The organism is Geofilum rubicundum JCM 15548, from assembly GCF_000974365.1.
Classification (GTDB): domain Bacteria; phylum Bacteroidota; class Bacteroidia; order Bacteroidales; family Marinilabiliaceae; genus Geofilum; species Geofilum rubicundum.
Map to the genome: position 1 here is coordinate 70,199 of NZ_BAZW01000007.1, position 22,032 is coordinate 92,230.

Here is a 22,032-nt window from a genome sequence, read left to right on the forward strand (position 1 = left end):
AATTTTGTTCAGATGTTAAATGATTCTTGGTTAGAATGAAAAGGATTGAATTTATTGATCAACTGAAAGCGTTGAGCATTTTTCTCATTGTTTATGGGCACAACGATTATACCTCTGATTTCAGTGAATACCTGAGTTCTTTTCGATTGCCACTATTTTTCATTTTGTCAGGCTTTGTCAGAAAGGACAAATCAACTTTGGACTTTGGTGCGTTTATTCAGAAGTTGGGAAGGCGATTATTGCTTCCCTATTTTCTTTTAAGCCTGCTATTGTATGTTATTTGGTTATTTGTGGGGCGCCATTATGGCGAGGGGGGAACTTATAGCCCGGTGACGAATTTTATAGGCATTTTTTACTCGCAGGGAGGTCCTCAATATATGGATTGGGGCATTCCCATGTGGTTTCTTACGGCACTTTTCTGTGTGTTATTGGTTGATTTTTTTGTCGCCCGATTGCAGCGTATATGGCAGCCCTTTGTCTCCTTGTTGGTTGGTCTGTCGGGCTACTTTTATTTCAGGATGGTGGGCATTCATCTTCCCTGGAGTTTGGATGTGGCATGGTGGTTTATCCCTTTTATTTTGCAGGAGGATGGATTAAGGAAAAACGGATTATTGACGGACTATCAGGATTGAAAATCGGGCTGTTAATTGTCGTCCTCTTTGTAATGCACCTGTTTCTTTCCCAATTCAATGACACCGTGGCTTTTTATTATGGTGAGTATGGGTTTCTGCCATTGATGTACCTAAATGGTTTTTTGGGATTTTTTTGGTTGTTTTTTCTTTTTAGTAAGTTGCCTTCGGTCCCTTTTATTTGCTGGTTAGGTCGAAATACGCTCCCCGTATTGGCCCTGCATTTGCCTGCCATGTCTTTTATCAAGGCCGTTCTATTGTTTGGTTTCGACACAGAAATTTCGGACGGTATTTTTTACTATTTTCTATACACAGTTATACAGATACTCTTACTTGTCCCCGCTATTATACTGTTGAACAAGTATTTTTCCCAGATGGTAGGTGTTTCGAAACCCAAACTTTAGTCAGTGCGATAAAACAGGTTGTAGGCGTTGTTTAAGTGTGGCGAGCTAATTTGGCTACCGGCTATGATGGTGTGAAATAAAAAGGCGGTATCGATGTTTCTATCCTTGTTGGCTATTAAAGCCGCTACTTTTTCGGGGTGCTCCGCTTTGTAGGTGTCGGAAAACCAAAAAAAACAAGCCGGATTTTGTTCTGGCGGGGTGTCATTGGCATGCAGCCATTTGCCATTCTCTCCGAAAGATTGGCCATGATCTGCCAAAAATATCAACAAGGCCTTTTTATTTTCCAGACCCTTCATGAGTTCATTAAGGATGTGGTCGGTTGAAAGGGTGACATTGTCATAAGTGTTGATCATTCTTTCTCTGTTGTTCAAGGACAAGGTTTTATTCTCGAGTATGGGTTTGAAATGGATAAACTCTTTTGGTAAATTATTGTTGTACCACCAGTGATTGCCGGCCATATGGGTGATGATTAGTTGGTTGGGATGAGGTTGGCTAATGGTGTTGATAAATGGCTCAATCAAATCAGAATCATATTTGGCTGTATTGCTGTAGTCGGATAATTGGGGCTTGTTGATAAAGACCGAATGACTTTCGTGGATAAAAAACCGGAAGGGGGTTATGGGATTTTGATTGGCCAGCCAGGAAGTGTGGAATCCGGAATGCGTGAAAATATCGATAAAGGAACTTTCTGCATACATTCTTTCCTGATGTTCCATATCTGCTCTTGATAAAATATAGGGCAAACTGGCTGCGGTATGCGTAAAGGGCGTATGGATATTTGGCAACGAAATGACACCACGTTTTTCCATCTGGGGCATGGTTGTTCGGTGATAACCGTTCATTTGAATGTGATCTGCCCGCAAGGCTTCCCCGATAATAAAAACAGTAATGATCGAATCGGTCTTTAAGCGGGAACCTTCTCCCAGCATGATCCGTTCAGAGTGGGCTTCCTGCCTGTCTTTGTAGTAGTCCATAAAGGCCGAATAGAAAGCGAAGGGAGCTCTGGCTGTCAGCGTGTTATATCTTGTGTGATTGGTAGCGATGAAAAGGGTGGTGGCTATGATAGCAGCTATTAGCAATGGATAAAGATGTTGTTGTTTCCAGATAGATTTAAAGCGCCAAATAATGAAAAACAGACTCAGAAGGGTGGCTCCAATTAGAAGAAAAACCAGAGAATTATCGACATAGCTGAAGGCTTCCCCCCGGTTGGTCAGAAGGATGGATTCAATGAGCGCTGAATTAAGGCTGATGTCGATTTGCCAAACAAAGTAGGCCGTTGTAACGGCAATAATTGAAAATAGGGGCAGCGTGACGGCATAAAGGTATTTATTTAAGCTGATAAGAGAGAAAATGGCAAAAATTCCGCAGGCCGATAAACCCCAATGTGCGATTATATAAAGCAGATCCTTAAGCTCAGCTACCGGATAGTGCCTGTAGTTGGGTGTGATTATCAGAAGGCTGAAAATCAAGGTTGAAAGACTGATGAATTGAAAAGCTTTAAAGTGCTTTTTGAATATGGCCATCTTTTTTTTCGTAAAAATAGCAATAGTTCCTTTCATAAGAAACCCTTTAATACCTGTTGGCATAGCCAACGGTTACCACGCTGATGGTGGATCCGGGTATTTGGGAGAGTTCGGAGCAGCAGGCTTCGAGGGTGGCACCGGTGGTGATGATGTCATCGACCACCAGGAGATGCTTGTTGTGGAAGGCGTCGGTGGCTTTCCCCATTTCAAATATGCCTTCCACGTTTTGCCATCGTTCATAGCGCCCTTTGGTGGTTTGGGAGGCATTGAAGACCCGTCTTTTTAGCAGGGAGGTTTCAAGGGGGATGTCCAGTACTTCAGACAGGCCACGGGCAATCATTTCGCATTGGTTGTAGCCCCGTTTTCGCTGTCTTCGTGGATGCAGGGGAACGGGTATGAGGTAATCCGGTTGAGAGAAGTCTTTGGCGTTGCGGAGGATTTTGCCGCAGAGTTGTCCCAGAAATACGCCGGTGCCCGGGTCTCGGTGGTATTTCAAACGACCGATCAATCGCTGAAGTGTTTCCTCCTTTCGGTAATGGTAGATGGCGGCGGCAAAGTGCACCGGAGTCCGTCCCCAAAAGGTTTGAGACACCGGATTGTCCCGGGAGTGCTCAAATCCGGTTAAGGGCAGGCGCGTGATGCAGGGCCTGCACAGATAGCGTTCGTGTTGGTTGAGAAGTTCCTGACAATTCATGCAGATTTCAGGATAGAGGATGGCCAGAAGTCCATCCATCCATGGTTTCAAGCGCAGTTTTTTCAGTAGTTGCATGGTGGGTCAATTGTTAAGGTTAGCGGCAATATCCATCATTTATTTTTGAATGTCAATGCCCGCTGTTTGCTTTAATTGCTTTTTACCCCCTTCAGGTTCCTGTTTTTCAAAGATAAATTCTCTATTTTTGATAGGATCAACCAAAAGAAAAATATGCGCATACATTTTATAGCGATAGGCGGCAGTGCCATGCATAACCTGGCCATTGCCCTCAAGGAGAACCATGAGGTAGTTTCCGGATCGGATGATGAGGTTTTTGAACCGAGTCGCTCCCGTTTATTGCAACACGGATTGCTCCCGGAAAAGGAAGGATGGGACCCCGACCGGATCACCCACGATTTGGATGCGGTTATTCTGGGCATGCATGCCCGCAAGGACAATCCAGAGTTGTTACGGGCGCTTGAGATAGGTGTCAAAGTCTATTCTTATCCGGAATATCTTTATGAACAATGCCGGCATAAGAAGCGGGTGGTAATAGCCGGCAGTCACGGCAAAACCACCGTTACTTCCATGGTGATGCATGCCCTGAGGGATAACCAGATCGATTTCGACTACATGGTGGGGGCGCAACTGGAGGGTTTTGATACCATGGTGCGTCTGTCCAAAAGTGCCAAAGTGGTTGTTTTTGAAGGCGATGAATACTTGTCCTCGCCCATTGATCTCCGGCCAAAATTTTTGTGGTACCGGCCGCATCTGGCCTTGATTACCGGGATGGCCTGGGATCATGTGAATGTGTTCCCGACCATTGAAATTTACAACGAGCAGTTCCGCCTGTTTGTCGATTCGATCATTGAGGATGGCTACCTAACCTGGTTTAGTGGCGATTCAAATTTGAAGGACATGATGGCGGATTTTGAGGGGGGACTGACCACCGAACCTTATGGTACCCTCGCGACTCAGGTGGAGAAGGGGCGCACTCAGGTCCTTCATCATCAGCAAAGCTATCCGGTACCGGTCTTTGGCAATCACAACATGCAAAACATGGCCGGAGCCATGAATATTTGCCGGGAACTGGGCTTGTCGGAACAGCGATTTCTGACTTCCATGAAGACTTTTAAGGGAGCGTCGAGGCGCCTTCAGGTGCTGGGACAAAACGAACATTCAACGGTGTTTTATGATTTTGCCCATGCGCCTTCCAAATTAAAGGCAACCATTGATGCCGTGAAGGAACAGTTTCCCGACCGGACCCTGGTGGCTTGTCTGGAACTTCATACCTTCAGTAGTCTGAACAAGACTTTTCTGCCGCAATATCGGAACACCATGGAGAAGGCCGACAAGCCCATTGTGTTTTACAATCCGGAAGTACTGAAGCACAAACAACTGCCGGCTCTATCGGTAGCTGAGGTCTCTGCGGCCTTTAACATCCCGGCATCCGCCATTGTTACCTCTTCTTCTCAGCTATTGGCTGCCCTCAATGCGGTGGAAATGCAGCAGGTTAATCTTTTGGTGATGACCTCCGGCAATTTGGGTGGCATTAATATCAAGGAATGGGTTGATAAGCGGGCGGATTTGTCGTAAATTGTTCTTTGCTGTTCTTTGTCAGCAGCTTGGAATTTAAAAAGGACGATATGGGATTAAAAATACTTGGCCTGGGTTTTCTGATGATTTTTTCGTTGTCCCCGCTTGTGGCTCAAGAGTTGCATGATAGGGTTCAGGAGCGTTTTTCAGGAGTGGAAACGATTTCTGTAAAAGGGGCTTTCTGTAAAACGGAGATTGTTTCCGGTACAATTGCAGAAGTGGTCCTGGAGGGTGAAATACGCTCTGTTCGGCGTTATCAGGATTTACGCATACGCTATCAACAGACCGGATCGCTGTTGGATGTATGGATTGAACAGCCCAATAATGCTTCCGGGCAAATAAGGGGCCTGCTTGTATTGACTGTTCCGGCACAGACTAAAGTGCAGGTTTCCAATTTATCCGGCAGCATTCGTGTGGATGGCGTGGGGAGTCGCCTAACCACCCTTGAAACCATTTCCGGCGATGTGGTGGTTAATAATCACCCGGACAGTCTTATTGTTCATACTTCCTCGGGAAGTATTCAGGGCGATTGGATAGGCGGTGGCGTGTTGGCGCAATCGGTCAGTGGATATATCACCATGCGGTACGTTAAGGGAGGGTGTCAGTTGACTTCGACTTCAGGCCATATCCGGGTTTTGTCTGTTTATAATGCCGTTCGCATCGATGCTACTTCGGGAATAATCTCGATCGAAGAGTGATAGGTGATGTCCATGCCAGGTCGGTTTCCGGTCAGGTGGAAGTTTCCGGATTAAAAGGGGCCTTAATGGCCACTTCTTCTTCTGGTGCCATTCAGGTGGATGATGTGGTAGGGAGGCTCGATTTGACCACCATCAGTGGCGCCATCAAGGGAAAGCAATTGGTGTTAACAGAGGATTCCAATTTTAAAAACGCTTCCGGTAATATTGACGTCATGCTGAGCAATGATCCGGCATCCTTGCGTTTTGATTTAAAAACCTTATCAGGCCGCATCGAAGTTTTTGACCAAAAAGCGGACAAGCAAATACAGATGGGAAGCGGTTCGGTGTTGGTAACCGGCACCACCACCTCTGGTAACCAGCGGTACCAATAAAAAAAGGCGATCGTTTTCGATCGCCTTTTCAATTCAACAATTCTGTGTATACTTATTTTTTGGACACAAAGTGGTAATGAGAACCATAGCGCTCGAAGGCCGACTTGTCGAGCACTTCTCTGTGATTGGGATGAGCAATGGAAATGATCATTCGCGCGCGCTCCTGCAATGTTTTTCCATAGAGGTTGACCGCACCGAATTCAGTGACCAGCCAATGCATGTTTGAGCGGGTGGTTACCACGCCGGCTCCTTCCATTAAGGTAGGTGTTATTTTTGAAACCCCTTTTGAGGTTACAGATGGCATGGCAATAATGGGCTTTCCACCTTCTGAATGTCCGGCGCCACGAATAAAGTCGATTTGTCCGCCCACGCCTGAATAGTGGGTGGTTCCAATAGAGTCGGCACAAACCTGGCCAGTCAAATCAACCGACAGGGCTGAATTGATGGCGGTTACTTTGTGGTTTTTTCGAATAACGTGAATGCCGTTGGTATGTGAAACATCCATCATGGCCACCGCCGGGTTGTCATCAATAAAATCATAAAGGGCTTGAGATCCCATCAGGAAGGAGGCCACCATTTTTCCCTTGTCGATTTGCTTCCGTTTACCGGTTACCACGCCTTTTTCAATCAGTGGTAGCAGTCCGTCAGAAAACATCTCGGTATGAATACCCAGGTCTTTGTGGTTGCCCAATTCGGCGAGTACCGCGTTGGGGATTCCGCCAATACCCATCTGAAGACAGGCTCCGTCTTCCACCAGCTCAGCCACGTTGAATCCAATGGCCTTCTCAATATCTGAAAGTGGGGCATTGTTGTGGATGTAAAGCGGCTCGTCATGTTCAACAAACAGATCGATTTCTTTGATGTTGATCATGGCATCGCCCCATGCACGCGGCACGTGTTTGTTGACCTGAGCTATAACGGTATCCGCATTTTCGATGGCAGCCAGTGTGGCATCAACAGAGGTTCCCAAAGAGACAAAGCCGTGCTTGTCGGGAGGCGACACCTGCACCATGGCCACGTTTACTTTGAGGTAACCCTGACGGATGAGTTTTTGGGTCTCACTCAAAAATACGGGAATGTAATCCGCGTACCCGGCCTGTGTGGCCTTGCGTACGTTTCCGCCAACAAAAAAAGATTCCAGTTGAAAAACACCTTCAAATTCAGCTTCTGCATAGGGGGCGGGCCCCTCAGTATGAATGTGCTGAATTCTCACATTCTCAAACTCTTTGTTTTTGCCCCGCTCAACCATGGCTCTGATAAGCGCGTGCGGGGTCACCGCCACACTACTCAGGTGAATGCGGTCGCCTGATTTAATGACCTTAACGGCCTCTTCGGCTGTAACTGTTTTATAGCCCATTTGTTTAATTGTTTTTTATATTGTTTTATGTGTCTTTCGGGTGTGATTGGAAGGGTTTGTTTTTCAGATTATTGTGTCAGATGCGTCTGAAAATTCCGGTGCAAAACTACTACTTTATCTCTATTTTTTACCATTTAAAAATGTGTTTAACATCACCTTTTCAGCATTGTAGCGAAAACTTTAAAGGGATTTGATTTGTTTGTTTGGCAGTTAAGGTCGCCGTATTCAAGGAAGTTTCGACTTTTTTGGCAACTTATTTAAAGGGTGGTGATTTTTGTGTTTTATGTTCAAGAACATTAATTCGGTTTAAAGGTGCATACAATGGGGAATCAATTAGGAAATTTGAGAAGGGATTTTTTAAGCGGCGGGCTTTCGCTGGATGATTTGAATCCGGATCCTTTGAAGCAAACCGGGGAATGGCTGAAGGCAGCCATTGATTCCGGGGAAGCTGAGCCCAACGCCATGACCTTGGCCACGGCCGGTCCGGCTGGTTTTCCGCATGCACGCATTGTTTTGCTGAAAGAGATTCTAACGGATGGCTTGGTTTTTTACACCAACTACGAAAGCGATAAGGGGGAGGAGATGGCCTATTGCCAAAATGTGGCCGTTTTGTTTTTCTGGCCCGGACTGGAGCGACAAATTCGCGTGGAAGGGGTGGTGGAAAAGGTGCCGGCAGAAGTATCAGATCTTTATTTTGCTTCCCGTCCGCGTGCCAGTCAGCTGGGCGCCTGGGCTTCACCTCAAAGTCGGGTGGTGCCCGACTTTGCCTATTTGGAAAACAACTATGCCGCTGTACTGAAGAAATTTGAAGGTCGGGAGGTACCCCGACCATCCCATTGGGGAGGTTATCTCATAAAACCCCGAAAATTTGAATTCTGGCAAGGGCGTGCAGGCCGGCTGCATCAAAGGTTTCGGTATCAGCTATCGGGAGGTGCCTGGTCAATAGAAACCCTCGCGCCTTAGCCGGTGGTCCGGTCCGGATTATCCGGTCGTTAACTGCCGGAAGATGTGCTCCAGGGTGGGTTGTTTCTGAACCATTTCCAACAGGACCAACTGGTGCTCCACGGCGAATTTAAAGATGTCCGCCCGGACATCTTTGTCAACAGCGGCCCTTATCAGCCAGCGGTTGTCCAGGGACTCGACTTCAGATATACCATGAATGGAAAGGAGTTGTTCGGGAGCCGGTTGGCGGTCAAACTCCACTTCGATTAGGACATGGGCTCCGCTACCCGTCAATTCAAGTTTCTCCGGCTTTTCATCTGCCACTATCCGGCCCTTGTTGATGATAATGACTCTTTCGCACAGGGCTTTCACCTCCTGCATGATGTGGGTGGACAATAAAATGGTTTTGGACTGTCCCAATTGATGGATCAGGTCTCTGACCCCGCTGATCTGGTTGGGATCCAGTCCCGAAGTGGGCTCATCCAGTATCAGTACTTCCGGGTCGGGCAGCAAGGCCTGGGCCAGACCCACTCTCTGGCGGTAACCTTTCGACAGGGCGGCCGTTTTTTTATGGCGTTCCGGTCCGAGACCCGTCATTTCAATCACCTCCTCTACGCGTTGGCGGGCGTGGTCAAGTTGGTATATATCCGCCACAAACATCAGATATTCGGTGATGTACATATCGGGGTACAAAGGATTGTTTTCCGGCAGATATCCTACTTTGCGTCTGAAATCAAGGGCGTTTTCGCTCACCTGATAACCGTAGACCTGCACTTGCCCTTCGCTGGGTGGTAAAAATCCGGTGAGGATTTTCATCATGGTCGATTTTCCCGCACCGTTGGGACCTAAAAATCCGACCACCTCACCGCTGTTTACCTGAAAGGAAACTTGGTCCAGCGCCTTTTGGCGGCCATAAAATTTTGAAACGTTGGAGACTGTGATGGACATTTTATGAATTATTTTGCCTTAAAGTTATTAATTTTCGAATAAGAGAGGATAATTTAGCAGACTGAAATGTGAAATCGGATATTATGACGCAAAAGAAGCCATCAGAGACAGGGGATGCGACGAAACGGAGTCCGCTGTTTTGTGATTCATTGTTTGCTTACAAAAGGAATATCACCCGGGCGGTTCAGGTGGGCACTATTGGCATAGGGGGTAGCCACCCGGTTCGTCTGCAATCGATGACCACCACCAACTCTCTGGAGACAGAGGCGACTGCCGAGCAATGCCTGCGCATTGCGCGGGCGGGCGGGGAACTGGTTCGTATCACCACCCAAGGGCGTCGCGAAGCTCTCAATTTGGAAGCCATCCAGCAATATATCAGGCATAAAGGTTATGATTTCCCTTTGGTGGCCGACATCCATTTTAATCCCAATGCGGCCCTTTTGGCGGCTGAGCGGGTGGACAAGGTGCGCATCAATCCGGGTAATTTTGCCGATGGAGCCAAGAAGTTTCGGGACATCGATTATTCTGCCGATGTCTACCAGGCAGAACTGGCGGACATAGAATCGAAACTAGGGCCCTTTTTGGAGGTCTGCCGTAAAAATGGTACGGCCTTGCGCATTGGGGCCAACCATGGCAGCCTGTCCGATCGTATCATGGCACGCTATGGAGATACCCCTAAGGGCATGGTAGAATCGTGTATGGAGTTTTTGCGTATTTGTCGCCGGGCCAACTTTGACAACATTGTACTGAGTATAAAATCCAGCAATACACGGGTGATGGTACACACGGTGCGACTGCTGGTTGCTACCATGCGGAGCGAAGGGATGCATTACCCGCTGCATCTGGGCGTTACCGAAGCGGGCAGTGGTGAAGATGGCCGCATCAAATCGGCGGTGGGTATTGGCGCCTTGCTGGCGGATGGACTGGGCGATACCATCCGGGTGTCGCTCACCGAAGATCCCGAGGAAGAAATACCGGTGGCCCGACTTTTAAGAGATCATGTGACAGGCCGGCCGGGACACGCCCTCATTGAGGAAGTGTCTGCGGAAAGTTATCAGCCCTATGCTTATGTCAAGCGCTCCTCGCACCAGGTGGGTATTTTTGGTAAGGGGCAGCCAGCAGCGGTGGTTATGGATGTGCGCCAAGGGACGGCCTTTGAAAACAGTCAGCTGGTCCCCGAAGCTGTCCTGGTATCTTCTGTGGATGTGTCTCTGCCTTCAGCGTTTTCCAATTGTATCCGCCTGGTGCCTCGCCAGTATATGCCGGACCGACCGGTCGCTGATGTATGGCCCCTGTTGGATGTCCGGTCGTTTTTGAGTGATGTCCGCGTGGAAGGTCACAAGGTTTTGGAAGTGCGTTATTCGGATTTGGATGCGGCCCTTTTAGGAGCGCTTCGGAAGGATGAGGATGTGGTGCTGTTGCTGACTTCCGATCATGTAAATGCACTGGCGGAACAGCGTGCTTTTTTCTTGGCCCTGGAGGAGAACGGCCTGACGCATCCGGTGATTGTTCACCGCAGATACAGTGACGCGGATTTAGCCCATGTTCAAATCAAGGCGGCGGCTGATACCGGGTTGTTATTTCTGGATGGCTATGGGGACGGCATTTCTGTGGCCGCCCCTAAGTTGGCAATTGCTGGTCTGGTCGAGTTACATTTTGGCATTTTGCAGGCTTCCAGAGTGCGGTTTTCCCGTACGGAATTTATCTCCTGTCCCGGATGTGGCCGAACCCTCTTTGATTTGCAAACCACTACCAAGAAAGTAAGGGAGCGTACCGCCCATTTAAAGGGTTTGAAAATTGCCATCATGGGTTGTATCGTGAATGGTATTGGTGAAATGGCAGATGCGGACTATGGCTATGTAGGGGCTGGACCGGGGAAAATTTCACTTTTTAAAAACAGGGCGTTGGTGATGAAGGCTTTGCCTGAAAAAGAGGCTGTTGATCGTTTAATTGAATTGATCAAAGATAGCGGGGACTGGACGGAAGCCCCTCCTTTGTCAAATATATTTTGATAATCATGGAATGAGAATGATTTTTTTTGCATAGCATTAAAGGTTTTTTTAAATTGCAATGTTCTGAAAGCATAGATATTCGGATTTAATTACCTATTAAACGATAATGAGAAACCTCCTATTACTCTTGATCTTGGTTCTGATTCAGTTTTCCGCAACGGCCGGACAAATTGAACTCAGAGGCACTTACCAGGGAGAGAACTTATATGTGAAGAATCCTTTTTCGGCCACCGGCGTTGGTTTTTGCGTGTACGAGGTGACGGTTAACGGGATGACCTCAACAGATGAGATCAATTCCACCGCGTTTGAAATAGACCTGGCCGTTTATGGCTTTAGTCTGGGCGAACCGGTTGTTGTATCCATTAATTATAAAGAGGGATGCCTGCCCAGGGTACTTAATTCGGATGTTCTGAATGCCAAAGCTTCCTTTGAAATAGAGGCGTTTAAAGTTCAGGGCAACAATGTTGTCTGGAAAACCCGGAACGAAACCGGTGCCTTGCCTTTCATTGTCGAGCAGTTTCGCTGGAACAAATGGATCGCCGTTGGTCAGGTCGATGGCGTTGGGGCGTCAGGCGTTAATTCCTATTCAGCTCCTGTACGCTTGCATGCCGGAGAAAACCGTTTTCGAATTAGACAAACCGATTCCCGCAAAGCCAGTAAGATATCTGCTGAACTCGTGCACAACAGTTCCAAAGAAGCGGTTACTTTCAATGTGGCTTCCGGCAATGATCTCATTGAGTTTTCTTCTGCTACCATGTATGAGTTATATGACAGTTTTGGCCGCATCGTTGTTAAGGGATATGGCCGGTCCCTGAAAATTGATGAACTGGAAAAAGGATGGTACTATTTGAATTATGACAATCAATTGGATATGTTTAAGAAGTAATCGCTTTTCTTTTTAATATGGTTGATACCCGTTAGAGATTTTTTCTTTAGCGGGTTTTTTGTCTACGCGCTTGTAAGTAACCAATACAAAGGTTTTTGTGTTGGTTGGCTGAAGAGAAAACAGTAAATTAGTGAGCAGAATTTCTGTTTGTTTTTAATAAAAGATTAACTTTGGCTTTCGTCTAAAATTGGATTTTTTCCATTTTGACTTTAATAATAAAACAGGTGATTTATGGCAAAAGTTATTGCACTGGCAAATCAAAAGGGTGGTGTAGGAAAAACAACAACCGCTATTAATCTGGCCGCGAGTCTGGCTGTGTTGGAGTACAATGTGCTGATAGTTGATGCAGATCCGCAGGCCAATGCCACTTCCGGTTTGGGTTTTGATTTGAACAATATTGAAAACAGTATTTATGAATGCATTGTTGACAAGGTCGATACACAAAAGGCCATTCTAAAGGCTGATATTGACCATTTGTTTATACTCCCTTCCCACATCGATTTAGTGGGTGCTGAAATTGAGATGCTGAATATGCCCAAGCGTGAATATGTGCTCAAGGAGGTGCTGGATAAGGTGAGGGATGATTACGACTTTGTGCTGATCGATTGCTCTCCTTCTTTGGGATTAATTACCGTGAATGCCTTAACAGCCGCCGATTCTGTCATTATTCCGGTACAATGCGAGTACTTTGCCCTGGAGGGACTGGGAAAGTTGCTGAATACCATAAAAATTATTCAGAACCGACTGAACCCGGAACTTGAAATTGAAGGCTTTCTGTTAACCATGTATGATTCCCGCCTGCGTCTTTCCAATCAGGTCGTGGAAGAGGTCCAGAGCCACTTCCAGGAAATGGTGTTTGAAACTTTAATTACCCGGAATATTAAATTGAGTGAAGCTCCCAGTTATGGTAAAGCCGTGGTGATGTATGATGCTGCCTCTAAGGGAGCCACCAATTATTTAAATCTGGCACGCGAGTTGCTACAGAGAAACAACATGACCAAGATGGACAATAAGGACAAGGTTATTAATAAGTAATAAGATTATTTTAGAGATACGATGGCAAAAAAAAGCGCTTTAGGAAGAGGTTTGGGTGCATTGATTGATAATTCGGAGGAGGTAAGGCAACAAAGACCTGCTGCATCTATCATTGAGATCGATATTGATAAAATTGAAGCCAATCCCTGGCAACCCAGGTCACGCTTTGATGAAGAACGACTCAATGAATTATCCATGTCGATTAAAGCCGTGGGCATCGTACAGCCTCTGACTTTGCGGAAGTTGGGCGAGGATAAGTACCAAATCATCGCCGGAGAGCGACGATTCCGGGCTTCCAAGTTGGCCGGCTTAAGCAAAGTGCCTGCCTATGTCCGGGACGCGGATGATGACATCATGCTGGAAATGGCTCTGGTGGAGAACATTCAGCGCGAGGATTTGGATCCCATTGAAGTGGCCATCAGTTATCAGAGGCTTATTGATGAGTGTAGCCTGACCCAGGAAAGTATGTCGGACCGGGTAGGTAAAAAACGTTCCACCATTGCCAATTATCTTCGCTTATTGCGGCTGCCGGCTGAAATTCAGCTGGGCTTGCGTGAGAAGCAAATATCGATGGGACATGCCAGAGCCATTATTAATGTAGAGGACCCTGCCCGCCAAATCGCCATTTTTGAGCAAATCATCAAGGATGATCTGTCGGTCAGAAAAGTGGAGGAGTTGGTCCGGACCATTGATAAGCCGGTTGCACCCAAAGAGCCTGTCAGAACCGGTGAACCGGTTTCTGAAGCCTATACCGCATTGAGACATCAACTGTCCAGTTTCTTTAAAACCAACATTCAGTTTTCACGGGACACCAAAGGAAAGGGTAAAATTGTCATTCCTTTTCGCTCCGACGAGGAGCTGGAACAGATTGTGGCCATTCTTGATAAAGTGAAATCCTGATTTTTTACGCCATTCAACATAACAATAGATCGTTAGGTTAATAGATCATTAGGTTGATAGGAGAATCAGCGATTTACAAAACAATAACGAACGATCAACATAAGGTGGATATATTAAAAAAGACTTCCTACTGCGCAGTTGTGCTGATATGGCTTTTGGCGTTCCCGGCCAATGCGCAGGATGTTGTGCCCGAAGATTCTGCCCAAGTGATTTTGGAGTCGCTGATTGATCAGCCACCCTTGCTTCCGGATGCTGAAACCGATAGCCTGTTGCGTAAAACAGAACTGTTATTGAATGATTCTCTGGAGCAGCGGGTGATATTGGTGGCGGATTCGCTGGTGGGAGAAAAACCGCTGCCGGTGACCATCAAGGAAAATCCAACGCCTTCGGATTTTCAACTGCCCGATGATTACAAACACTCCCCCCATAAGGCCAGTATTTATGCGGCTGTGTTTCCGGGTGCGGGACAAATCTATAATAAAAAGTACTGGAAGGTGCCCATTCTGTATGCGGGGATTGGCGGACTGGTTTATGCCATTCATTTCAACTCCACTTATTACAACAGATACCGGTCGGCTTACCGCGATTTTTTGATCCGCGATCCGGGCAACACCAGTTATGAACAGTTTATTCCTCCCGGACTTGATATGGATCGTGTGCATGGAGATTTGTCTGAATGGTTCGAAAGGGCCTTGCAGAACAAGCGTCGGTACTACAAGCGCTATCGGGATATCAGTTATATAGGAATGGCTGCACTCTATGTGGCCAGCATCATTGACGCCAGTGTCGATGCTCATTTCTATGATTTTGATATCAGTGATGATCTTTCCCTGCGGATTGAACCCGCCATGCTTTCGCCTGTTACAGATAAAGGATCGGCCTTTGGTTTTCAGATGCAGTTTGAGTTTTGATGCTGGTTCCCGCCCCCCCCCTCAATGATTCACAACCCTATTTTGTTTTTTGCGTATAAGGCATTTGGTTGGTAACGTTTTAATGATTTTGTAAGATGATAAAATATTTCGCTATAGCTACATTCGGCCTTTTTAGTTTAGGGCACAGTAGCGCCAAAAATCCGGAAGAAGTAAATGTTGAGGATAGCTTTTCAGACTATGTGGCTTCTCTTGATAGTCTGGTGAATGTGTGGCACACCCGTCCGGCCACAGAGGCTTTTGTGGTGGATACCATTATGGAGAGAGAGGAAAATTTGGTGGAAGAGCTCCCGGACTCTGTTTATATTGAGCGACTTTCGGCCATTAATTCTCCCATGCATTTTCCCTTTAATAGTCAGGTGAAATCCTACATCAAATTATACACACAGCGACGACGCGATCAGATGGCGACGATGCTGGGATTGTCTGAATATTATTTCCCCATTTTTGAAGCGGCCTTAGACGCTGCCAATCTGCCCATGGAATTGAAGTATTTGCCGGTTATTGAATCGGCTTTAAATCCACGGGCTTTATCCAAAGCCGGTGCTTCCGGGATCTGGCAGTTCATGTATTATACCGGCAAGCAGTATGGACTAGAAGTCGACTCTTACTTAGATGAACGGCGGGATCCGGTTAAGGCCACACAAGCAGCTGTTGCCTTCTTGTCGGATTTGTACGGTATCTATGGCGACTGGCAGCTGGTCATTGCGGCCTATAATTGTGGTCCCGGGAATGTGAATAAGGCCATTCGACGGTCGGGTGGCAAGCGTGATTTTTGGGAAATTTATTACCGTCTTCCGCGTGAAACCCGCGGGTATGTGCCTGCCTTTATAGCTGCGACCTATGCCTTTACTTACGCCGAGGAACATCATTTGCACGCCCTGGATATTCAGTTGCCTGTGGCAACGGATACCATCATGGTCAGCCAGCCGCTTCACTTTAATCAGGTCGCTGATATGGTCCAACTTCCTGTTGAAGTCATCCGGGAATTGAATCCCCAATACCGCAGGGATATTGTACCTGCCAAAAATAAGATGTATCCCCTCCGTCTGGCTTTTAATCATACCACTGCCTTTGCCAGTTTGGAAGACACCATTTATACCCACCGGCGCGAGGAATTTTTTCCGAATAATCAATTGGTGGTGGCGCCTACCAGTGCCTCCTCTCATCCGGTAGTGGCTCCCGCCGGCAGAGAAACAGTCTATTACACGGTAAAGTCGGGCGATGTGGTAGGGCTCATCGCGGAATGGTTTGATGTCAGGGCTTCTGATTTAAGATATTGGAACAATATTAACCGCAATATCATTCGGGTAGGGCAGAAACTGGTGGTTTATGTGCCTAAGGATAAGGTGGGTCATTACCAGACGATTGCCGAGCGAAACGGAACCAGAACGAGCGTTTCCAAAAAAGCGACTGACGTAATGGCATCTGTCGATCAGCAAAGCGGTGAATTTGTTTATCATACGGTTAGGTCAGGCGATAACCTGTGGACCATTGCCAAGCAGTATCCGGGGGTATCGAATGAGGATATCCTGAGGTTAAACGGCATTAGTGATGCCCGGAAGCTTAAACCGGGACAACGCTTAAGGATTAAACCCCGGACATAAATCCGATCTCCCGGCCTGCATCCGTGGCAGGGTTTGGTATTTGGCAAACTTTTTGATAATAGAAGGTTATTGACTTAATACGGAAAAGCTATGTTTTCATCACCATTGATTATTATTTTTATTGTGTTTGCTTTGGCCAGCTGGATCGTTAGTTCGCAGTTGAAAAGCCGGTTTAAGAAGTATTCACGAACGCCGCTTCAGGGTGGATTATCCGGTAAGGAAGTGGCCGAAAAAATGCTGTACGATAATGGCATATCGGGCGTTAAGGTCTTGTCGGTTGGCGGACAACTGAGCGACCATTACAACCCGGCCAACCGAACTGTTAACTTAAGTGCCGAGGTCTATGGCGGACGAAATGTGGCCGCTGCTGCCGTGGCGGCGCATGAGTGTGGTCATGCCATTCAGCATGCCCGGGCCTATGCACCTTTAAAGTTGCGCTCGGCTTTGGTACCTTTGCAAAATGTGAGTGCCAAATTGCTCAATGGCATCTTCATCGCCATGTTTTTTGGGGCCTTTATGCTACCAAGCATCATTTCCTTTGATGTGGCCTTACTTGTTATTATTGCTTGTTATGGGGTGTTTACCGCCTTTGCGCTCATAACGCTCCCGGTTGAAATCAACGCCACCCAACGGGCTTTGGCCTGGTTAAATACAAGTGGAATTACCGGCGGAAGAAGTCACGTAGAGGCCAAGGACGCTTTAAAATGGGCCGCTTATACCTACGTGGTGGCTGCTTTATCGGCTTTGGCGACTTTGGTTTATTACCTGATGATCTTTTTTGCCAGAAGAGATTAGGCCGTTGGGGTTTCTGCCATCATTCTTTGATGTATGGCATTGTAATCTTTGATAATGGTATAAAGAAATTTGCGGTCGGGCATTTCTGCATGAATGGAAGTTTTTTTAACCACCGCATCCCTTGTTTTTTTAAGCAGCTCCAAAGTTTGGGGCTGCTTTGGTTTGAGGGCCGCAACGTCCAATACTTCCCGTATAATTCTGATGTCGTTATCCGAAAGCAATTCGGCCTGATTAAACTGGGGCTCGTAGGTGTGATGTACAGAGACCCATGAGGTGGATTGCAGGTCTTTGGACTTCGGAAGTTTGAGGACGGTGGTGGAAGCTGCAATGTCGCCCAGACGCTGTCCGTTTCCGTTGATAATGATGACAAGCACGGCCAATCCTCCAAAGAAAAGACTGACATCCAGTATTCTGAAAAGCCATCGAATAATGCAGGCGCCAATCGACAATTGAGAGCCGTCTGTTTTGACCACTTTAATGCCCATGATCATTTTACCGGGACTCTGACCATTAAAAAAAATCTCGAAAAAGAGATGGTAAAACAGGATGGGCACAAACAGAGCGCCCAACCAACCCCTGATATCAGAAGGGGAGGCGCTGATGATAACAGCCAGTAATATGGAATAAACCGCCATGAAACTGAAATCCAGCATGGCAGCCAGTATGCGATCCCCTACGCTGGCAATCTGGTATTGGAGTGTGACATTTTGAGTGGTTTGGAGGTTAAAAGTTTCCATTGGGTTGTTGCAATTAAATGGATTATGCTAAATTTGTTCAAATTTAGCGAAAATTTGACAACAGAACCCAACCAAAAAAAACTATCTTATTCCAATGAAGGAGATTTCTTTCATTAATATCAACAAGCAACGTTGGTCTGCCTTCGATGATCAGATTAGCAGAAAAAAGGAGATGACGCCCGATGATTTGGCCTCTAATTATATTCTTTTAACGGATGATTTGTCCTATGCGCGGACATTCTATCCCCAGTCGGGGATTGTTACTTATCTGAATGACTTAAGTTCCAGAGCACATTCCATTATTTATCAGAATAAAAAGGAAAAATCCAACCGGATTTTTGATTTCTGGCTTCATGAATTGCCCTTGTCCATTTATCGGGCCCGGAAGGACTTCCTCTGGTCCCTGATTATCTTTCTGGGGGCCTTTTTACTGGGTTGGATTTCGGCCATTCAGGAAAGTGACTTGTTGCGGGTTATTTTGGGTGACCAGTATGTTAATCTGACTCTGGATAATATATCCAAGGGGGACCCCATGGGGGTTTATGGGATGACCAATCCCTTAGAAATGTTTTTTTATCTGGCTTTCAATAATATTCGGGTGTCCATTATTGCCTTCCTGTTTGGGGTGCTGACGCCGCTGGGAACGGCTCTGATTGTCTTCCGAAACGGGATGATGCTGGGAGCCTTTCTCGCCTTCTTTTTTCAACAGTCCCTGGGAGTTGTTTCTGTGGTAACGGTTATGTTACACGGTACCATTGAATTATCGGCCATTGTACTGGCCGGAGGTGCCGGTATTATGATGGGGCGTTCTTTTCTGTTTCCGGGGACCTATCCCCGTAAATACAGGTTTGTGAAAGGCGCCGTGCGGGGTACACGGATTATTATGGGACTCATCCCTTTCTTTATCCTGGCCGCCGTTATCGAAAGCTATATTACCCGCCATTACAATCAGATGCCCCTGTTTATGCAGGTCTTGATCATTGGACTGTCGGCCCTTTTAATTGTCGGCTATTTTATCGTTTATCCCAAATATGTTTATAGTAATACCTTAAACCAGTCAAAAAATGGAGAAGCCAACCGTACTGTTAAAAAAGAGTAGAGATTTTTCGGATGTCATCAATGCTACGTTTGCCTTTATTTCGCAGGAATTTAAGCGTTATGGCAAAGTGATGTTGTACTATGGGGGAATTCCCATTTTGTTATCGGCCATTGCCGGAGCTTTTTTTTCCGGAACGGAGATGTCAAGAATTTTCAATCAGGTGGGAAGCATGGAAAATTCTCTGGAGATCTTCGGGGTATCCTACTTTTTGAAAATTGCATTGGTTTATATTTTGTCATGGCTTGTGTTTGTGTTTATTTCCGGATTAACTGCCGCTTATATGCACTTATACACCGAAAAGGGACGGAATGGTTTTGAGGTGAATGAGGTGTGGCAAGTGTTTACCTCCTCTATCGGAAAACTCATGGGTTTCTATTTGTTGACTTTTTTGGGATTTTTGGTTTTGGGAGGTGGTATTTCTTTTGTCATCGCCAGCTTTTCCCTGGTGGGTTCAGGTGACGTTGTTGCGGCTGTGACGATTTTTTTAGCCATCGTTATTTTCTTGGTACTGGTAATCTATGTGTCGGTTCCCTTATCATTGGGCTATGTCATCATTTATTCAGAGAAGCGTTCTTTTGGAACACTTTTCTCAAGGATGTTTCAGCTGGTAAAAGGTAGTTGGTGGCAGAGTTTCGGGGTTATTTTTGTTTTGTTTCTGATCTATTCTTTGTTGAGCTCCCTTTTTTCCATTCCGATTTTTATTTCTTCCATGATGCAGGGCCTGGTTTCGGCTACTGAAGGTGATGTCATTGGTGGAGACCGTTTTACCTTTACCATGATTGTTGTGTCGCTTATAGGTACTCTGGGACAGTTCATCATGTATCCCATTATATTGATTGGTGTTGGGGTCCAATATTATAATTTGCGTGAACAAAAGGACAATGACAGTTTGCTCCAAAAAGTGGCTGAAATGACTGAATAGGTGATGTATGTGGCATAGTAAACGATATATTAATACCATCGCAGGGTTGCTGTTTTTAATGTTGCTGAGCCCATTCTTCTCAACCGCCCGGGCGGCTGAGTCGGCTGTTCCCTGGGACGATAACGGACCAGTGGAGTATCGGGAGCCGGCTTATGAACGCATTGAGGCCTTTAAGAACAATCCGGATTATGTGTATGACAAAGACGGGGAAAGGCCGGGATGGTTTTCACGCATTCTGTCATTGCTTATTGGTAAGTTGTTTCAACAGGTCGAAAGCAGTCATTGGTTTCGATATGTATTATTGGGATGTTTGATTTTGGCTTTTACCTTTTTTGTTTTAAGGCTACTGAATGTCCCCATCGTGAGCTTCATAACTTTTGCCCGATCCGGTAACGGGGATGAATTGTTTGAGGCGGCCCAGGCGGATTTATCGTCCGATACAGCACTGGAGAATTTGCTGGCTTTGTATCGGAAAAACGGGGCTTACCGGGAGGCGGTCCGTATATTGTACCTGATTTATTTGAAGAAACTGGACCGGAAAGGAGAAATCCGTCTCAGGGAGTTTAAAACCAATCGGGAGTACGCCCGGGAAATCAGAGATGTGCTTTTAAGAGATCAGTTTTCCTCTCTGGTCAAAGTGTATGATTATGTCTGGTTTGGACAATTCAATCCCGGGGAGGAACAATACAAAAAGATTGAAGGGGCGTTTTTAAACCAGACTCCGGACCAGCACTTTTTAAAAAATGCCCATGACGCGTAAGACTCGAAAACACAGATTTTTGGCCTTGCTTTTGGTAACCGGGTTCATTCTTTTGGTTGTCGCCATTGTTTATGCGCCGCAGCCGGTGGACTGGACCGCCAGTTATTCAAAGCGACATTCGGTACCATTGGGGATGTCACTTGTCTATGACGTGGTGGATGAACTGTTTCCGCAAAAAGAGGTGAGGGTGTCCAATAGCGGTGTGGCTGATTTTTTGGAGGATGCCATTCCGCTGAATACCAATCTGCTTTTTATCAACGACCAGTTAGAGATGGATGCGGAAGACTGGACAAAGGTTTGGGAGGTGGCCACGGCAGGGAACCATGTTTTTTTGGCGGCCGACAGGTTTTCAACCAATATCACGGATTCGCTGGGCTTTGAAATCCAACAAGGAATGGCACTGCCACGCATCTTGCTGAATGATTCCATCGGGTATAATTTTGCCAACAGGCAATTGAAAGTGGCTGGACATTATTGGTATGGGCGCACCATCACCAACAATTATTTTTTGAATTACGATACCTTAAAAACAACTGTTCTGGGTTATGATCACAAAGGGCAAACCAACTTTGTCCGGATCCGTTGCGGAGATGGCGCCTTTTACATCAATAGCAATCCCATTGCCTTCACCAATTATCATTTAATCAATGACAATAAGAGTGAATACGTCTTTAAATCGCTGTCCTATTTGCCTGTGGCCAATACCATCTGGGATGAAAAGTATAAATCCGGAGCGCCGGTTGTGGCCTCTCAGATGGCCTTTGTATTGGAAAACCGGTCGCTGCGCATGGCCTGGTATTTGTTTTTATTGGGTGTGCTGTTGTTTATGGTTTTTCAAGGCAAACGACGACAGCGCGCCATTCCGGTTGTGGAAGCCCCCAGGAATTCTTCCCTGGATTTTGTGGAGACCATTGCCCGATTATACTTTCTGAATCAAAATCATTTAAACATCGCCCAGAAAAGGTATCAGTTTTTCCTGGATTTTTTAAGAAGTAAGTATTATTTAGACACTTCCCTGCCAGAGAGTCGTTTGATAGAGGAAGCATCCAGAAAGTCAGGGGTTCCGGAGAGAACCCTGGCAGCCATTTTTCGCATGGCAGCCAATATGGATAAGGTCAGCCGGATTTCCCATGAGGATTTACACCAATTCAATCGCCAATTAGAATTCTTTTATAAAAACTGTCATTAGTT

General features: G+C 46.3%; 21 protein-coding genes. 16 read left to right on the plus strand and 5 right to left on the minus strand.

Translation table 11 applies throughout. From position 1 onward, the window contains the following. The first annotated feature begins 35 nt into the window (after positions 1 to 35). The gene (locus tag JCM15548_RS05620) at positions 36 to 632 is read left to right on the plus strand and encodes an acyltransferase family protein (protein ID WP_062123177.1); all 597 of its coding nucleotides are present in this window, start codon (positions 36 to 38) and stop codon (positions 630 to 632) included. 397 nt (positions 633 to 1,029) lie between these two features. Here the strand turns inward: JCM15548_RS05620 and JCM15548_RS05630 are convergent, their stop codons facing one another. Then, positions 1,030 to 2,592 (minus strand): sulfatase-like hydrolase/transferase, encoded by a 1,563-nt coding sequence (locus tag JCM15548_RS05630; protein ID WP_162198178.1) that lies wholly within the window; start codon positions 2,590 to 2,592, stop codon positions 1,030 to 1,032. Between the two features lie 10 nt (positions 2,593 to 2,602). After that, complete coding sequence (locus JCM15548_RS05635) at positions 2,603 to 3,325, minus strand: ComF family protein (RefSeq protein ID WP_062123186.1); 723 nt, start codon at positions 3,323 to 3,325, stop codon at positions 2,603 to 2,605. Between the two features lie 153 nt (positions 3,326 to 3,478). On the opposite strand from JCM15548_RS05635, the gene JCM15548_RS05640 reads away from it, so the two are divergent. The 3 genes from JCM15548_RS05640 to JCM15548_RS05650 are packed head-to-tail and all read left to right on the plus strand — an operon-like array spanning position 3,479 to position 5,912. After that, positions 3,479 to 4,843, plus strand: a complete 1,365-nt coding sequence (locus JCM15548_RS05640; RefSeq protein WP_062123190.1) for a UDP-N-acetylmuramate--L-alanine ligase — start codon at positions 3,479 to 3,481, stop codon at positions 4,841 to 4,843. A gap of 50 nt (positions 4,844 to 4,893) precedes the next feature. Further along, positions 4,894 to 5,541: a DUF4097 family beta strand repeat-containing protein gene (locus JCM15548_RS05645; RefSeq protein WP_062123193.1), complete on the plus strand. Its 648-nt coding sequence runs from the start codon at positions 4,894 to 4,896 to the stop codon at positions 5,539 to 5,541. Next, complete coding sequence (locus JCM15548_RS05650; protein WP_062123198.1) at positions 5,538 to 5,912, plus strand: DUF4097 family beta strand repeat-containing protein; 375 nt, start codon at positions 5,538 to 5,540, stop codon at positions 5,910 to 5,912. Before JCM15548_RS05645 ends, JCM15548_RS05650 begins: the two co-directional genes overlap by 4 nt. A gap of 52 nt (positions 5,913 to 5,964) precedes the next feature. On the opposite strand, the gene JCM15548_RS05655 is transcribed toward JCM15548_RS05650, so the two are convergent. After that, complete coding sequence (locus JCM15548_RS05655; protein ID WP_062123201.1) at positions 5,965 to 7,269, minus strand: acetyl-CoA hydrolase/transferase family protein; 1,305 nt, start codon at positions 7,267 to 7,269, stop codon at positions 5,965 to 5,967. A 321-nt stretch (positions 7,270 to 7,590) separates the two neighbouring features. Between JCM15548_RS05655 and pdxH the strand changes: the two genes are divergently transcribed. Further along, entirely contained in the window at positions 7,591 to 8,232 is a 642-nt protein-coding gene (gene pdxH, locus JCM15548_RS05660; RefSeq protein WP_062123204.1) for a pyridoxamine 5'-phosphate oxidase, read from the plus strand. Positions 8,233 to 8,250: 18 nt separating this feature from the next. Here the strand turns inward: pdxH and JCM15548_RS05665 are convergent, their stop codons facing one another. Further along, the gene (locus JCM15548_RS05665) at positions 8,251 to 9,159 is read right to left on the minus strand and encodes an ATP-binding cassette domain-containing protein (protein ID WP_062123207.1); all 909 of its coding nucleotides are present in this window, start codon (positions 9,157 to 9,159) and stop codon (positions 8,251 to 8,253) included. A gap of 83 nt (positions 9,160 to 9,242) precedes the next feature. Between JCM15548_RS05665 and ispG the strand changes: the two genes are divergently transcribed. From ispG to JCM15548_RS05700, 7 genes are all read left to right on the plus strand, one after another. Beyond that, a complete protein-coding gene (gene ispG / locus JCM15548_RS05670) occupies positions 9,243 to 11,171 on the plus strand; it encodes a (E)-4-hydroxy-3-methylbut-2-enyl-diphosphate synthase (protein WP_083984989.1) in 1,929 nt (642 codons plus the stop codon). 106 nt (positions 11,172 to 11,277) lie between these two features. Beyond that, the gene (locus tag JCM15548_RS05675) at positions 11,278 to 12,057 is read left to right on the plus strand and encodes a hypothetical protein (RefSeq protein ID WP_062123210.1); all 780 of its coding nucleotides are present in this window, start codon (positions 11,278 to 11,280) and stop codon (positions 12,055 to 12,057) included. A gap of 231 nt (positions 12,058 to 12,288) precedes the next feature. Then, entirely contained in the window at positions 12,289 to 13,092 is an 804-nt protein-coding gene (locus JCM15548_RS05680) for a ParA family protein (protein WP_062123214.1), read from the plus strand. 21 nt (positions 13,093 to 13,113) lie between these two features. Further along, entirely contained in the window at positions 13,114 to 13,992 is an 879-nt protein-coding gene (locus JCM15548_RS05685; RefSeq protein WP_062123217.1) for a ParB/RepB/Spo0J family partition protein, read from the plus strand. Between the two features lie 104 nt (positions 13,993 to 14,096). Then, complete coding sequence (locus tag JCM15548_RS05690; protein ID WP_157482456.1) at positions 14,097 to 14,903, plus strand: DUF5683 domain-containing protein; 807 nt, start codon at positions 14,097 to 14,099, stop codon at positions 14,901 to 14,903. A 95-nt stretch (positions 14,904 to 14,998) separates the two neighbouring features. Beyond that, positions 14,999 to 16,528: a lytic transglycosylase domain-containing protein gene (locus JCM15548_RS05695; RefSeq protein WP_062123220.1), complete on the plus strand. Its 1,530-nt coding sequence runs from the start codon at positions 14,999 to 15,001 to the stop codon at positions 16,526 to 16,528. Between the two features lie 90 nt (positions 16,529 to 16,618). Beyond that, entirely contained in the window at positions 16,619 to 17,323 is a 705-nt protein-coding gene (locus JCM15548_RS05700) for a zinc metallopeptidase (protein ID WP_062123223.1), read from the plus strand. On the opposite strand, the gene JCM15548_RS05705 is transcribed toward JCM15548_RS05700, so the two are convergent. Then, the gene (locus JCM15548_RS05705; protein ID WP_062123225.1) at positions 17,320 to 18,060 is read right to left on the minus strand and encodes an RDD family protein; all 741 of its coding nucleotides are present in this window, start codon (positions 18,058 to 18,060) and stop codon (positions 17,320 to 17,322) included. The genes JCM15548_RS05700 and JCM15548_RS05705 overlap by 4 nt on opposite strands. 94 nt (positions 18,061 to 18,154) lie before the next feature. Between JCM15548_RS05705 and JCM15548_RS05710 the strand changes: the two genes are divergently transcribed. From JCM15548_RS05710 to JCM15548_RS05725, 4 genes are read left to right on the plus strand one after another with little or no spacing between them, the layout of a single operon-like run. Beyond that, positions 18,155 to 19,159, plus strand: coding sequence for a stage II sporulation protein M (locus tag JCM15548_RS05710; protein ID WP_062123227.1), 1,005 nt, complete (start codon positions 18,155 to 18,157; stop codon positions 19,157 to 19,159). Then, entirely contained in the window at positions 19,125 to 20,081 is a 957-nt protein-coding gene (locus JCM15548_RS05715; RefSeq protein ID WP_062123229.1) for a hypothetical protein, read from the plus strand. The genes JCM15548_RS05710 and JCM15548_RS05715 overlap by 35 nt, the downstream gene beginning before the upstream one ends. A 7-nt stretch (positions 20,082 to 20,088) precedes the next feature. Further along, on the plus strand, positions 20,089 to 20,841 hold the full coding sequence (locus JCM15548_RS05720) for a DUF4129 domain-containing protein (protein WP_062123230.1): 753 nt from the start codon (positions 20,089 to 20,091) through the stop codon (positions 20,839 to 20,841). Further along, the gene (locus JCM15548_RS05725; protein WP_062123233.1) at positions 20,831 to 22,030 is read left to right on the plus strand and encodes a DUF4350 domain-containing protein; all 1,200 of its coding nucleotides are present in this window, start codon (positions 20,831 to 20,833) and stop codon (positions 22,028 to 22,030) included. The genes JCM15548_RS05720 and JCM15548_RS05725 overlap by 11 nt, the downstream gene beginning before the upstream one ends. Positions 22,031 to 22,032: the final 2 nt, after the last annotated feature.

What these genes read in the sequence shown, in the direction of transcription:
- JCM15548_RS05630 (WP_162198178.1), bottom strand. Translation starts at nt 2,592, where the DNA reads ATGAAAGGAACTATTGCTATTTTTACGAAAAAAAAGATGGCCATATTC.
- JCM15548_RS05640 (WP_062123190.1), top strand. Translation starts at nt 3,479, where the DNA reads ATGCGCATACATTTTATAGCGATAGGCGGCAGTGCCATGCATAACCTG.
- JCM15548_RS05725 (WP_062123233.1), top strand. Translation starts at nt 20,831, where the DNA reads ATGACGCGTAAGACTCGAAAACACAGATTTTTGGCCTTGCTTTTGGTA.
- JCM15548_RS05635 (WP_062123186.1), bottom strand. Translation starts at nt 3,325, where the DNA reads ATGCAACTACTGAAAAAACTGCGCTTGAAACCATGGATGGATGGACTT.
- JCM15548_RS05700 (WP_062123223.1), top strand. Translation starts at nt 16,619, where the DNA reads ATGTTTTCATCACCATTGATTATTATTTTTATTGTGTTTGCTTTGGCC.
- JCM15548_RS05715 (WP_062123229.1), top strand. Translation starts at nt 19,125, where the DNA reads ATGGAGAAGCCAACCGTACTGTTAAAAAAGAGTAGAGATTTTTCGGAT.
- pdxH (WP_062123204.1), top strand. Translation starts at nt 7,591, where the DNA reads ATGGGGAATCAATTAGGAAATTTGAGAAGGGATTTTTTAAGCGGCGGG.
- ispG (WP_083984989.1), top strand. Translation starts at nt 9,243, where the DNA reads ATGACGCAAAAGAAGCCATCAGAGACAGGGGATGCGACGAAACGGAGT.
- JCM15548_RS05620 (WP_062123177.1), top strand. Translation starts at nt 36, where the DNA reads ATGAAAAGGATTGAATTTATTGATCAACTGAAAGCGTTGAGCATTTTT.
- JCM15548_RS05705 (WP_062123225.1), bottom strand. Translation starts at nt 18,060, where the DNA reads ATGGAAACTTTTAACCTCCAAACCACTCAAAATGTCACACTCCAATAC.
- JCM15548_RS05685 (WP_062123217.1), top strand. Translation starts at nt 13,114, where the DNA reads ATGGCAAAAAAAAGCGCTTTAGGAAGAGGTTTGGGTGCATTGATTGAT.
- JCM15548_RS05665 (WP_062123207.1), bottom strand. Translation starts at nt 9,159, where the DNA reads ATGTCCATCACAGTCTCCAACGTTTCAAAATTTTATGGCCGCCAAAAG.
- JCM15548_RS05720 (WP_062123230.1), top strand. Translation starts at nt 20,089, where the DNA reads ATGTGGCATAGTAAACGATATATTAATACCATCGCAGGGTTGCTGTTT.
- JCM15548_RS05710 (WP_062123227.1), top strand. Translation starts at nt 18,155, where the DNA reads ATGAAGGAGATTTCTTTCATTAATATCAACAAGCAACGTTGGTCTGCC.
- JCM15548_RS05675 (WP_062123210.1), top strand. Translation starts at nt 11,278, where the DNA reads ATGAGAAACCTCCTATTACTCTTGATCTTGGTTCTGATTCAGTTTTCC.
- JCM15548_RS05655 (WP_062123201.1), bottom strand. Translation starts at nt 7,269, where the DNA reads ATGGGCTATAAAACAGTTACAGCCGAAGAGGCCGTTAAGGTCATTAAA.
- JCM15548_RS05645 (WP_062123193.1), top strand. Translation starts at nt 4,894, where the DNA reads ATGGGATTAAAAATACTTGGCCTGGGTTTTCTGATGATTTTTTCGTTG.
- JCM15548_RS05695 (WP_062123220.1), top strand. Translation starts at nt 14,999, where the DNA reads ATGATAAAATATTTCGCTATAGCTACATTCGGCCTTTTTAGTTTAGGG.
- JCM15548_RS05680 (WP_062123214.1), top strand. Translation starts at nt 12,289, where the DNA reads ATGGCAAAAGTTATTGCACTGGCAAATCAAAAGGGTGGTGTAGGAAAA.